This window comes from Mesorhizobium sp. P3_A9 (assembly GCF_056402975.1).
In genome coordinates this window covers 24,425-36,151 of sequence record NZ_JBFUGJ010000029.1, presented here as the reverse complement: position 1 = coordinate 36,151, position 11,727 = coordinate 24,425, and the positions used below count along the sequence as shown (strand labels likewise).

Below are 11,727 nucleotides of genomic sequence, written 5' to 3'. Positions count from 1 at the left end.
TCGCACCGCAGGACCAGGCCGACATCCGCGTGTCGGGCAGCGGCAACGTGCAAGTCCACGGCAACCCGAAGATCAATTCCCACGTCAGCGGCAGCGGCAGGGTCGAGACGGTGCCCTGAACGGCCGCAAGGCCGGCGCGCACACGCACCAGCGATTACACTTCTCATCACACTCTATGCGGCCGGAAGGTGGGTCAGACCGCAGTCCGAAAACACGAATCTGTTTGAACATCGGAGACAGGAAAATGCGTTTGAAGAAGCTCCTGCTTGCCGCCCTGGCAAGTCTGGCCGTGACGACAGCTCATGCCGCTGGATTGAAATTCATCCAGATTCCGGCGGATGCCGCCGGGCCGGCAATCGATGCTGCCATGTGGTCGCCTTGCGCCAGCCCGCCCGGCGAGGTCAAGGTCAAGAAGTCTACCGTTCCGGCTGTGCTCGACTGCCCCATCGTCGGCGAGAGATTGCCGCTCGTCGTCATTTCACATGGCTATGGCGGCTGGTATCTTGATCTCCACGATATGGCCGAGACGCTCGCGGATGCCGGTTTTGTCGTCGTTGCCATCAACCATCCGCACGCGAACCATGCCGATATGAGCCAGGCCAATGGCCTGGGCGTGCTGAGGCAGCGTCCGGTCGATATCAAACGCACCATCGATTTCATGCTCGGCAGCTCGGCGGATTCGGCCAGAATCGATCCTCAGCGCGTCGGCTTCTACGGATTTTCGCAAGGCGGCTATACCGGCCTTGTCATCGGCGGCGCCAATCCGGATTTCAACAAGCTGCCGCCGCGCTGTTCGGATGCCACCGCCACCGATTGCCCGCCCGTGCGCAAGCAAGTGCCGCCGGAATCGCTGACCCATGATCCCCGCGTCCGCGCAATCGTGGTTGCGGATCCCTTGAGCGTTGTTTTCCAGACCGCCGACAGTGCCAAGGACGTCAAGGTGCCGCTCCAGATTTGGAGTTCGCAGTTCGGCGGCGACGGTGTATCGCCTGCCGATGTCAAGCTGCTGGCTGGACTGCTGCCGCAGACGCCGGACTTTCACGTGGTGCCGAACGCCGTGCATTTCTCGTTCCTGGCGTCATGTCACAAGGGCGCTGGCAAGGCCTCGGACCTTTGCATCGATAGACCCGGTTTCGATCGGGTCGCCTTCCACAAGACGTTCGATGCAGACGTACTCGCATTCTTCCGCCAGCATCTGGTCGACGATCGGATACAGACGCAAGGCGCAAATGCGCCCAGAGCGGGAGCCGCGGAAACATCGGTGCAATAGGCAGCTGCTCACAGATGGAAGGGCCGGACTATCCGGCCTTTCGAGCCAATCCCGCCTCGGCCAGTACGAAACGCAGGATAACGCAGATTGAATGAGGGGGAGAAGTGGAGGTTTCTGTTGCCAGGTACCTCCGAACCCCGCCTAGAAGTGCGAACCCCTAGGACTTGATTTGAAGCTATCGCACTGCATTAAGCAGCGAGACGTGCTTCCGCATAGTTGTCGTTTGCAACTACAGGTTTAGCCCGATGACGGTGGTACCATGCCGGGCAAAAGTACGATCTTTACACCTTCGTCGATCCTATTTCGCCCCCATCAAAAACCGCTCTGCTCTAAACAGCGGCTTTTGGTGGAGGCGCCGGGTACCGCCCCCGGGTCCGAACGGCTTATTACATCGCCCATTTATCGCCATAGTCGGTCGAGCCGACGAAACGAATATAGGGGGCTGGCGTGAGAAATGAAAGGCCGCAATGGTGCTTTGTCGCTCAGGTCAAATTGCGACGCCGAGGGTTGACTTGGGCGCGGTCTCAACTCAAGCTTTGCCAGCGGTGAGGAGTTACCGACCTAGCGCACAGATTGCGAAGCGCGCCACAGCCCTCATCGATCGGATCCGTGGCGCCGACGAGGGGAATTTTGATGGCCGACTATCTTGCGGATGTGAAGAAGTACGACGCCGGTGCAAGTGCCGACGTGGTCGAAAAGATCGTCAAGCATCTGGGCATCGCGCTCAGAAACCGCGATTCCTCACTGGTATCCTGCACCGACCCGAAGGAGCTCGAGCGCGTCAAGGAGAGCTGGGTGGCCAAGAAGCTCGGCGTCAGCGACGGGGCGAAAGCCGATGCCGCGATCGAGAAGACCTGCAAGGCGATGGCCGCGGATCACAGCAAGGGCCGGGTGACCTTCTATTACCTGGTGGCCAAGGATCTGGGCAAACTCGGCTCGCTTTGACGGTCGCACGTCAGTTTGCGAAGGCTGGTGCGGCGGGATAGCCGCCTCAGCTCTGTTTTTCACTTCATCGCGCGTCAGCGCTGCCCCTCATCTGGCTGCCGCCATCTTCTCCCCGTGAACGGGGAGAAGGACGCTGTTTTGGGCGATTTCGCCAATCGCCACCTTTTGCAAGAAATGCAGCGGCGGCGAGCCAGCCTCTTTCTCCCCGTTTACGGGGAGAAATGCCCGGCAGGGCAATGAGGGGCGGCGCAAACGCCGGAAAGAGTGGTGGGGCAAGCGTCGCTTACGCAGTTTTGCTGTATTCTGCTGCCCGCCCGGCAGCTATAATGCCTGCACTCTCGAATCGAGCCGGAACCGATGCGCCAGTATCTCGACCTCCTGCAGCATGTGCTGGACAACGGTGCCGATCGCGGCGACCGCACCGGCACCGGCACGCGCTCCGTCTTCGGCTACCAGATGCGCTTCGATCTGGCGCGGGGCTTTCCGGTCACCACGACCAAGAAGCTGCATCTGAAGTCGATCATCCATGAACTCCTGTGGTTCCTGGCAGGCGACACCAACACCAAGTACCTGACCGACCACGGCGTTTCGATCTGGGACGAATGGGCCGACGAGAATGGCGACCTCGGCCCGGTCTAYGGCAARCAGTGGCGTTCCTGGCCGGATGGCCATGGCGGCTCGATCGACCAGATCGCGAATCTTCTCAAGGAGATACGCCGCAATCCTCAATCGCGGCGGCTGATCGTTTCAGCCTGGAATCCGGCCGAGGTGGAAGCCATGGCGCTGCCGCCTTGCCACTGCCTGTTCCAATTCTACGTGTCCGAGGGCCGGCTGTCCTGCCAGCTCTACCAGCGTTCGGCCGATATCTTCCTCGGCGTGCCCTTCAACATCGCGTCCTACGCGCTGCTGGCGCTGATGGTGGCGCAGGTGACCGGGCTGAAGCCGGGCGATTTCGTCCATACGCTGGGCGACGCGCATCTCTACTCCAACCATTTCGAACAGGCGCGCGAGCAGTTGCAGCGTACGCCGAGGGCGCTTCCGACGATGTGGATCAACCCGGAGGTGAAGGACCTGTTCGCCTTCCGCTTCGAGGATTTCCGGCTCGAAAACTACGTCGCCGATGCCAGCATCAAGGCGCCCATCGCCGTCTGAGTAAGCTTCAGTCGATGCCGATCATCACGTCCGAGGCCTTGACCACGGCATAGGCCTGCTTGCCCTTTTCGAGCTTGAGGTCGGCGACGGCCTCGTTGGTGATCGAGGCGGTGACGATGGCGCCGTCGCCAATGTCGATCCTGACATGCGAAGTCGTGGCTCCCTTGACGATCTCGGTGATCGTCCCCTTGAGGACATTGCGGGCACTGATCTTCATTGGGCTCTCCATTCCAGGGTTTCCCGCTCGTCTTACCAGAACAATCGACGGGGCAAAGACGTTTTCGCAAGCTGCCGGGCCTTCCCTTGTTATATCCATGCGGATATATCGATCGGCAGGCTTCGAGCCGCACGGATTTCAAACCAGGGAGAGTTTTCGATGACGCGCAAAGGTTTCGGGTTGAGGGCGATCGCCATTAGCGGTTTTGCGGCGACGTTGATGGCGGCGGTGCCGGCCGCTCATGCGGAAGACAAGGTCGTGGTGTTCGCAGCGGCCAGCCTCAAGGACGCGCTCGATGCGGTGAACAAGGCTTGCAAGGCCGATGTCGGCGAAGCCGCGACCGTTTCCTATGCCGCGAGTTCCGCACTCGCCAAGCAGATCGAGGGTGGCGCACCGGCTGACGTCTTCATCTCGGCCGACCTCGACTGGATGAAATATCTCTCCGACAAGAAGCTGACCAAGCCCGACACCGAGCTGAAGCTGCTCGGCAACGAGATCGTGCTGGTGGCGCCGAAGGGTTCGACGGTTGAAACCAAGATCGAAAAGGGTTTTGATCTCGCCAAGCTGGTCGGTGACGGCAAGCTCGCCATGGGTGACTTCAAGGCGGTGCCGGCCGGCAAGTATGGCAAGGCGGCACTGGAATCGCTCGGCGTCTGGTCCTCGGTCGAGGGCAAGGTGGCGCAGGCSGARAAYGTSCGCGCGGCRCTCAARCTGGTYTCGACMGGCGARGCCGCKCTCGGCATCGTCTAYGCCACYGACGCGCATGCCGAMAARGGCGTSAARGTGRTCGGCACCTTCCCSGARGATTCGCAYCCGCCGATCATCTATCCGGTTGCCCAGACCGCCGATTCAAAGGACAAGGATACGCCGGCTTTCCTAAAATGCCTGCAGTCCGCCAAGGCCGGCGCGCTCTTCAAGGACCAGGGCTTTACCGTGCTGACGCCAAGCAACTGAACAGGGTCTGACATCGCAATATGACCTGGCTGCTGGACCTCACTCCCGACGAATGGAATGCGGTCCGGCTGTCCATCAAGGTGGCGACGGTGGCGATGCTTTTCAGCCTGCCGCCAGGCATCCTGATCGCGCTGCTGCTCGCCCGCGGACAATTCTGGGGCAAGACSYTGCTCAACGGSSTGGTGCACCTGCCGCTGATCCTGCCGCCKGTRGTGACCGGTTATTTGCTGCTGCTGACCTTCGGCAAGCGCGGTCCGGCCGGTGCTTTCCTGGCCGAGCATTTCGGCATCGTCTTCTCGTTTCGCTGGACCGGTGCGGCACTTGCCTGCGGCGTCATGGGCTTTCCCCTGATGGTGCGGGCGATCCGGCTGTCGATCGAGGCGGTTGACCGCAAGATGGAGGCGGCGGCGGCAACGCTCGGCGCCAATCCTTTGTGGGTGTTCGCCACCATCACGCTGCCGCTGATCCTGCCCGGGCTGATCGCCGGCGCAATCCTGGCCTTCGCCAAGGCGATGGGCGAGTTTGGCGCGACGATCACCTTCGTCTCCAACATCCCCAACGAGACGCAGACACTGCCCTCGGCGATCTACACTTTTACGCAGGTGCCGGGCGGCGATGAAGGTGCGCTGCGGCTGACGCTGATTTCCATCGTCATCTCGATGGCGGCACTGGTCGCCTCGGAAGTGCTGGCGCGGCGCGTCGGCCGGCGGATGGACATCGAATGAGCGTCCTCGTCGACATCAGCCATCGGCTTGGCGATTTCGCCATCGACGTCCGCTTCGAAAGCGCCGGGCGGCTCACCGCGCTGTTCGGGCCGTCCGGCTCGGGCAAGACGACTCTGATCAACATGATCGCCGGGCTGATCCGGCCCGACAAGGGCCGCATCGAGGTCGACGGTCGCGTGCTGGTCGACACAAGCGCCGGCATTTTCGTGCCCAAGCACAAACGCCGCATCGGCATTGTGTTCCAGGACGCGCGGCTGTTTCCCCATATGAGCGTGGCCAGCAATCTGCGCTACGGCCGCTGGTTCACGCCGGCGGCGGAGCGTTACGCCGAGATGGATTCKGTTGTCGACCTGCTCGGCATCGGCCCGCTGCTCAACCGGCGGCCGGCAAAGCTGTCGGGCGGCGAGAAGCAGCGCGTSGCGATCGGCCGGGCGCTGCTGGCCAGCCCGAAACTGCTGCTCATGGACGAGCCGCTGGCCTCGCTGGACGAGGCGCGCAAGGCCGAGATCCTGCCCTATATCGAACGATTGCGCGACGAGACGAAGATCCCGATCGTCTATGTCAGCCATTCGATCGCCGAGGTGGCGCGGCTGGCGAGCGACGTGGTGATGCTGGCGCAAGGCAAGGTCGTCGCCAGTGGTCCGACCGAGGCGGTGATGCAAAGGCTCGACCTGCTGCCGGCGGAAGAACGCGGCGAGGGCGGCGCGGTGCTGGACACGAAAGTGCAGCGTCACGACGAGGTGTTCGGCATGACCGTGCTCGACTCGGCCGCCGGCGAGATCCGCGTGCCGCGCCTTGCGATGAAGACCGGGGCTCGCGTGCGTATCCGCATCCGCGCCCGCGATGTGATGATCGCCACGGAGAAACCCACGGGTCTCAGCGCGCTCAACATCCTGCCCGGCACGATCGTCGCGATCAGACCGGGCGAGGGGCCGGCGGTTGAGATTGGCATCGACTGCAATGGCGCAACGGTGCTTGCCCGCATCACTGAACAGTCGCGGCATGCGCTGAAGCTGCGGCTCGGCGGCAAGGTTTTCGCGGTGGTCAAGACAGTGAGCTTCGACCGGGCGAACACCGGCGCCGGCCTGCCGCTCGAGGTCGATGGCTGATGCATTCGGCAATCGACGCTATATCGTTTTGGAATAGCGGTATCGCGCAAGAAGCTCTAACATGGAGGCGGACATGACCGCGGAGAAGCAAAAATGCCGTCTCTGAGCTTGCGGATAAATCTCGATCCAGACGGGCGGATCGGTCCTGGCAAGATCGAGCTTCTGGAGCACATCGCCACCTTCGGCTCGATCTCGGCCGCCGCGCGCGGCATGGAGATGTCCTACAAGCATGCCTGGGATCTGGTCGAGGACATGAACCGGGTGTTCGGCAAGCCGCTGGTGGCGGCGCAGACCGGAGGCCGCAAGGGCGGCGGCGCGCAATTGACGGCCATCGGCCTGGCCGTGGTCAGCCGTTTTCGTGCCATCGAGCGCGCTGCCACCGCCGCGGCAGCGACGCATATGGATGCATTGCAGGCGGAGATCGACGCCGGGTGAGATCGACTGGAAACTCTACCCCGACGGGCGACTAGCGCGAATTTCTGCGCTTCCGGTGCTCACGGACTTTAATGTCCGCTCCGCTGCGGTTCTCGAAATTCACGCTATTCACCTCATCGGGACGAGTTTCGAGCCGATCTCAGCGTTGGCGCCACAAAGGGACTAATTCTCTTTCGGCTCGCCAGGCTTGCGCAGCAGATAGGTGTCCATGATCCAGCCCTTCTTCTTGCGGGCTTCCTCACGCACTTTCTCGATCTCTTCGCCAACATCGCCGAGGCGACCCGAGACAAGAATCTCGTCCGGGGTGCCGAGATAGGCGCCCCAATGGATGACGACATCCTGGTCGGCCAGCGTGTTGAAGGCGCATTTGCCGTCGAGCATGATGACCGTGCTGCCGACATTTTCGGCAAGACCCTCTTCAGTCAGCCTGCGGCCGGTGGTGATCAGGATGGAATCGCCGATACGGTTCAGCGCCATTTTATGGCTGGCGGCAAGCGCCTGGACTGCGGTGATGCCGGGGATGACCTCCAGCGCGAAGGCGACATTGTCTCTCAGGCGCACCCGCTCGAGAATACGCAGTGCGCTGTCGTACAGCGAAGGATCGCCCCAGATCAGGAAGGCGCCGCAGCCATTCTCCGCAATCTCGTCGCGGATCAGGCTCTCGTAGATGGCGGCGATGGCTTCGTGCCAGTCGTCGACAGTCGAACGGTAGGAGGATGTCGGTTCGGCGCGCACCGGTACGTCGAATTCGACGCGGCGCGATTTCGGGTTGGTGACGAAGCGGTCGCAGATCTCGCGCCGCAATTCGGCAAGGTCGTTCTTCTTCGCGCCCTTGTCGGGGATGAACAGCACATCGGCGCGGTTCAGGCCTGATATGGCCTGAACTGTCATATGGTCGGGATTGCCGGCGCCGATGCCGATGACGAGAAGCTTGCGCATGGGGCGAACTCCTGCCCGATCGGAACCTGTTAGTCCAGACCGCTTGCGTGTCCAGACCGCTCGCGTGTCCAGACCGCTGCCGGCGTGTCCAGACCGTCCGGACGGTCCCGTGAGACGGAAGGGCTTTGAAACGCCACATTGAAACGGCTAGGGTCGTCCAGGCATTCCAGCCGAGGGGGCTTCGATGTTGCGATATGTTCTGACTGCGGCGCTGGCGCTTTCGGCAGCACCCGCATTGGCCAACGATTCGGTTGCCGAGCTCGGCACCGGCGGCCTGATCCTGTCGCGCAGCGATGCCGTCGCGATGCAAAGCGAGGATCTCTTCATTTCGCCTGAAAAGGTGACGGTCGACTACGTCTTCCACAACAACACCGATCGGGATGTCGACGCGATCRTCGCCTTCCCGATGCCCGACATTTCAGGCGACCCCGAGGAGATGCCGGCGATCCCTGAAAACCAGAGTGACAATTTCCTCGGCTTCGAGGTGACGATCGACGGCGCGCCGGCAAAGCCTGAGCTCGAGCAGAAGGTGTTCGCGCTCGGCATCGACATCAGCGCCGACCTCAAGGCGCAGAACGTGCCGTTCAACCCGTTCGGCGACGCGGCCAAGGCGGCGCTGGCGAAGCTGCCAAAGGCGGTGGCCGACGACTGGGTCGACCGCGGCATCATCATCGAGGACCCGCAAGGCGAAAGCGACCAAAGCGCCACACCGTCCTATGCGCCATGGTGGCAGCTGCGCTCGACCTATTGGTGGCGCTCGACCTTTCCGGCCAACAAGGACGTCCATGTTTCGCACCGCTACAAGCCGAGCGTCGGCGGCACGTCCTCGGTCAGCTTCTTCTACGATGGCCAGTTTCAGGGGCAGTATGCGACATACAAGACACGCTACTGCATGGACGGCACATTCGAGAACGCGGTGCGCAAGGCGGCGAAGGACAATCCGGACGGTTACCCGAAATATTACGAAAGCCGCATCGCCTATATACTGACAACAGGCGGCAACTGGGCGGCGGGCACCATCGGCAAGTTCAAGCTGACCGTCGACAAGGGTAATCCAAAAGCGATGGTCTCGTTCTGCGGCGACAATGTCAAAAAGGTCGGGCCGACGAGTTTCGAGATGACCGCGAAAGATTTCTATCCCGAGCATGATATCGACATCCTGCTGCTCGAACCGTCGGACAGCAATGGCGGAGACGCGAACTGATGCATGTCGCGATCTATGTCGCCATCGCCGAGAACGGTGTGATCGGGCGGGACGGCGGATTGCCCTGGCGGCTCTCCACCGACCTCAAGCGCTTCAAGGCCGACACGATGGGCAAGCCCATCATCATGGGCCGCAAGACCTATGAAGGCATTGGCCGTCCGCTGCCGGGCCGGCTGAACCTCGTCGTCACCCGCGACAAGGCCTGGCGCGCCGAGGGCGTCGAGGTGGCCCATACGCTGGAGGCCGCGATTCAGCTGGCAACGGTGCGCGGACGCTGCATGGCTGGCGTGGACGAGGTCTGCGTCATCGGCGGTGGCGAAATCTATGCCCAGGCGCTGCCGCTGGCCGACCGGCTGCACGTTACCCATGTGCTGGCCGCCGTCGACGGCGATGCGCATTTCCCGCCGATCGACCCTCAGACATGGCGCGTCGTCAGTTCTCTGGAGGTTCCGGCCGGCGAAAAGGACAGTCACGCAACGCGCTATTCGGTTTACGAGCGCCGCCGCGAGATACATTGAAAGACAAAAAAGGTATTGAAAGACGACAAAGGGTCGCGACAGGCCCAAAACGGATGATGTCGGCGGGGCATCGCGTTGAAAGCGTGCTGCCACATCCCTATAGAAGAACAACACTGGATTTTGCGCCGTAACACCGGCGCTTGAGGGAATTCCAAGCGAAAGGACATTCATGCCCTGGAACGACAAGAGCGGCGGTGGCGGCGGCCCATGGGGCGGCGGCGGCGGCAACAATCAGGGGCCCTGGGGGCAGGGACCAAAGGGACCGAGCGGGCCGCAGGGCTCGCCTCCCGATCTCGAGGACATCATTCGCCGCGGCCAGGACCGGCTGCGGCGCGCGCTGCCCGGCGGTGGCGGCGCCAGTCCGGCGGTGTTCGGCCTGATCGCCGCGGTGCTGGTCGTTTTGTGGGCGTTCCAGGCGGTCTATACGGTGCAGCCCGACGAGGTCGCGGTCGAACTGCGCTTCGGCAAGCCAAAGCCCGAACTTTCCCAGCCTGGCCTGCATTTCCATTGGTGGCCGCTCGAAACCGTCGAGACTGCCAAGATTTCCGAGCAGCTCGTCGATATTGGCGGCGGCAACACCAGCGGCAATGGCCTGATGCTGTCGGGCGACCAGAACATCGTCAACGTGCAGTTTTCGGTGGCTTATCAGGTCTCCGATCCCCGCGCCTATCTGTTCGATGTCTCCGATCCGGACGGCATGCTGCGGCAGGTCGCCGAAAGCGCCATGCGTGAAGCCGTCGGCCGTCGGCCGGCCCAGGACATTTTTCGCGATGACCGCCAGGGCATAGCGGCCTCTGTGCGCGAGATCATCCAGACGACGCTGGACGGCTACAAGGCCGGCCTCAACATCAACGCCGTCTCCATCGAGGATGCGGCACCGCCACGTGAAGTGGCCGACGCGTTCGACGAGGTGCAGCGTGCCGAGCAGGACGAGGACAAGTTCGTCGAGCAGGCCAACCAGTACTCCAACCAGAAGCTCGGCCAGGCGCGCGGCGAGGCGGCACAGRTCCGCGAAGATGCSGCCGCCTACAAGAACCGTGTGGTGCAGGAAGCCGAAGGTGAGGCCCAGCGCTTCATCTCGGTCTATGACGAATACGTCAAAGCCCCCGATGTCACGCGCAAACGGCTTTATCTGGAAACCATGGAGAAGGTTCTGAAGGACTCGAGCAAGGTCATCGTCGAGCAGGGCAACGGACAAGGTGTCGTGCCCTATCTGCCGCTGCCGGCATTGCAGCCCAAACCGCCGGCTCCGGCCGCGCCTGCCGCGAACACGGGAGGTACCCAGTGATGGCCAACCGTCTTCCCATCTTCGTCGTCGTCGCGGCGGTCATGCTGTTCTTGATCTATTCCTCGGTCTTCGTGGTCAACGCCCGCCAGCAGGCGCTGGTGCTGCGGTTCGGCGAGATCGTCGACGTCAAGAGCGAGCCCGGCATCTACTTCAAGGCGCCGTTCTCGTTCTTCGACGCCGATACGGTGCAACTGATCGAAAACAGGGTGCTGCGCTTCGACCTCGACAACATCCGCGTCCAGGTGTCGGGCGGCAAGTTCTATGAGGTCGACGCCTTCATCGCCTATCGTATCTCGGATCCGCGCGTCTTCCGTGCCGCCGTGTCCGGTCAGATCGAACTGGCCGAAGCGCGGCTCAGAACCCGTCTCGACGCTGCCTTGCGCCGCGTCTACGGTCTGCGCGACTTCGAGGCCGCGCTTTCCGAAGAGCGTGCGGTGATGATGCGCGAAGTGCGCGATCAGCTCCGGCCCGACGCCACCTCGCTCGGCCTGCAGATCGAGGATGTCCGCATCCGCCGCACCGACCTCACGGCCGAGGTTTCACAGCAGACGTTCGATCGCATGAAGGCCGAACGCCTGGCCGAGGCGGCTCGGCTGCGGGCACGCGGCAACGAAGCGGCACAGCGCATCACGGCACGCGCCGACCGCGAAGTGGTCGAGATCGTTGCCGAAGCGCAGAAGGAGTCCGAGATCCTGCGCGGCGAGGGAGAAGCCCAGCGCAGCGCCACCTTCGCCGGAGCCTATCAGCGTGATCCGGCCTTCTTCGATTTCTACCGGTCGATGAATGCCTATGGCACGGCGCTGGACAACACCGGGACGACCATGGTGCTGTCGCCGAATTCGGAGTTCTTCCGCTTCTTCCGCGATCCGGAAGGCAAGGAAGGGTCGGCGAAACCGACGCCGGCGGCTCCCGCCGCACCGGCGACGGCACCCGCCGCGCCAGCCACGCAACCCAGCACCGGCCAGCAATAG

At 62.7% G+C, this 11,727-nt stretch carries 13 protein-coding genes and 1 other RNA gene; 11 read left to right on the top strand and 3 right to left on the bottom strand.

What is annotated here, in order from left to right:
• The first annotated feature begins 244 nt into the window (after positions 1-244).
• Complete coding sequence (locus tag AC1DX0_RS07635) at positions 245-1,270, top strand: alpha/beta hydrolase family protein (RefSeq protein ID WP_477222001.1); 1,026 nt, start codon at positions 245-247, stop codon at positions 1,268-1,270.
• Between the two features lie 103 nt (positions 1,271-1,373).
• On the opposite strand, the gene ssrA is transcribed toward AC1DX0_RS07635, so the two are convergent.
• Positions 1,374-1,734: a transfer-messenger RNA gene (gene ssrA, locus AC1DX0_RS07630) on the bottom strand.
• A 169-nt stretch (positions 1,735-1,903) separates the two neighbouring features.
• On the opposite strand from ssrA, the gene AC1DX0_RS07625 reads away from it, so the two are divergent.
• Together AC1DX0_RS07625 and AC1DX0_RS07620 are read left to right on the top strand one after the other, a co-directional pair.
• A complete protein-coding gene (locus tag AC1DX0_RS07625) occupies positions 1,904-2,215 on the top strand; it encodes a DUF2853 family protein (protein ID WP_477222002.1) in 312 nt (103 codons plus the stop codon).
• 357 nt (positions 2,216-2,572) lie between these two features.
• Positions 2,573-3,367 (top strand): thymidylate synthase, encoded by a 795-nt coding sequence (locus AC1DX0_RS07620; protein ID WP_477222003.1) that lies wholly within the window; start codon positions 2,573-2,575, stop codon positions 3,365-3,367.
• Positions 3,368-3,374: 7 nt separating this feature from the next.
• Here the strand turns inward: AC1DX0_RS07620 and AC1DX0_RS07615 are convergent, their stop codons facing one another.
• Positions 3,375-3,584, bottom strand: coding sequence for a TOBE domain-containing protein (locus tag AC1DX0_RS07615; RefSeq protein WP_477222004.1), 210 nt, complete (start codon positions 3,582-3,584; stop codon positions 3,375-3,377).
• 159 nt (positions 3,585-3,743) lie between these two features.
• Here AC1DX0_RS07615 and modA point away from each other — a divergent pair, with 159 nt between their 5' ends.
• The 4 genes from modA (at position 3,744) to AC1DX0_RS07595 (ending at position 6,807) form a co-directional block, all read left to right on the top strand.
• Positions 3,744-4,538, top strand: a complete 795-nt coding sequence (gene modA, locus AC1DX0_RS07610) for a molybdate ABC transporter substrate-binding protein (RefSeq protein ID WP_477354905.1) — start codon at positions 3,744-3,746, stop codon at positions 4,536-4,538.
• A gap of 20 nt (positions 4,539-4,558) precedes the next feature.
• A complete protein-coding gene (gene modB, locus AC1DX0_RS07605; protein ID WP_477354902.1) occupies positions 4,559-5,263 on the top strand; it encodes a molybdate ABC transporter permease subunit in 705 nt (234 codons plus the stop codon).
• Positions 5,260-6,372: a molybdenum ABC transporter ATP-binding protein gene (gene modC, locus AC1DX0_RS07600; protein ID WP_477222007.1), complete on the top strand. Its 1,113-nt coding sequence runs from the start codon at positions 5,260-5,262 to the stop codon at positions 6,370-6,372. Before modB ends, modC begins: the two co-directional genes overlap by 4 nt.
• A gap of 93 nt (positions 6,373-6,465) precedes the next feature.
• On the top strand, positions 6,466-6,807 hold the full coding sequence (locus AC1DX0_RS07595) for a winged helix-turn-helix domain-containing protein (RefSeq protein ID WP_095202221.1): 342 nt from the start codon (positions 6,466-6,468) through the stop codon (positions 6,805-6,807).
• Positions 6,808-6,969: 162 nt separating this feature from the next.
• Here AC1DX0_RS07595 and cobF read toward each other — a convergent pair whose 3' ends face one another.
• Positions 6,970-7,746, bottom strand: a complete 777-nt coding sequence (gene cobF, locus AC1DX0_RS07590; protein ID WP_477222008.1) for a precorrin-6A synthase (deacetylating) — start codon at positions 7,744-7,746, stop codon at positions 6,970-6,972.
• A gap of 184 nt (positions 7,747-7,930) precedes the next feature.
• Here cobF and AC1DX0_RS07585 point away from each other — a divergent pair, with 184 nt between their 5' ends.
• From AC1DX0_RS07585 to hflC, 4 genes are all read left to right on the top strand, one after another.
• Complete coding sequence (locus tag AC1DX0_RS07585) at positions 7,931-8,950, top strand: DUF4424 domain-containing protein (RefSeq protein WP_477354899.1); 1,020 nt, start codon at positions 7,931-7,933, stop codon at positions 8,948-8,950.
• A complete protein-coding gene (locus tag AC1DX0_RS07580; protein ID WP_477222010.1) occupies positions 8,950-9,468 on the top strand; it encodes a dihydrofolate reductase in 519 nt (172 codons plus the stop codon). The genes AC1DX0_RS07585 and AC1DX0_RS07580 overlap by 1 nt, the downstream gene beginning before the upstream one ends.
• Before the next feature lie 169 nt (positions 9,469-9,637).
• Entirely contained in the window at positions 9,638-10,756 is a 1,119-nt protein-coding gene (hflK, locus tag AC1DX0_RS07575; RefSeq protein WP_477354896.1) for an FtsH protease activity modulator HflK, read from the top strand.
• Positions 10,756-11,727: a protease modulator HflC gene (hflC, locus tag AC1DX0_RS07570; protein ID WP_477222012.1), complete on the top strand. Its 972-nt coding sequence runs from the start codon at positions 10,756-10,758 to the stop codon at positions 11,725-11,727. The genes hflK and hflC overlap by 1 nt, the downstream gene beginning before the upstream one ends.

Bases quoted from the DNA above. Each gene is read 5' to 3' on its own strand.
- cobF (WP_477222008.1), bottom strand. From the start codon at position 7,746: ATGCGCAAGCTTCTCGTCATCGGCATCGGCGCCGGCAATCCCGACCAT.
- AC1DX0_RS07635 (WP_477222001.1), top strand. From the start codon at position 245: ATGCGTTTGAAGAAGCTCCTGCTTGCCGCCCTGGCAAGTCTGGCCGTG.
- AC1DX0_RS07625 (WP_477222002.1), top strand. From the start codon at position 1,904: ATGGCCGACTATCTTGCGGATGTGAAGAAGTACGACGCCGGTGCAAGT.
- hflC (WP_477222012.1), top strand. From the start codon at position 10,756: ATGGCCAACCGTCTTCCCATCTTCGTCGTCGTCGCGGCGGTCATGCTG.
- AC1DX0_RS07615 (WP_477222004.1), bottom strand. From the start codon at position 3,584: ATGAAGATCAGTGCCCGCAATGTCCTCAAGGGGACGATCACCGAGATC.
- AC1DX0_RS07580 (WP_477222010.1), top strand. From the start codon at position 8,950: ATGCATGTCGCGATCTATGTCGCCATCGCCGAGAACGGTGTGATCGGG.
- AC1DX0_RS07595 (WP_095202221.1), top strand. From the start codon at position 6,466: ATGCCGTCTCTGAGCTTGCGGATAAATCTCGATCCAGACGGGCGGATC.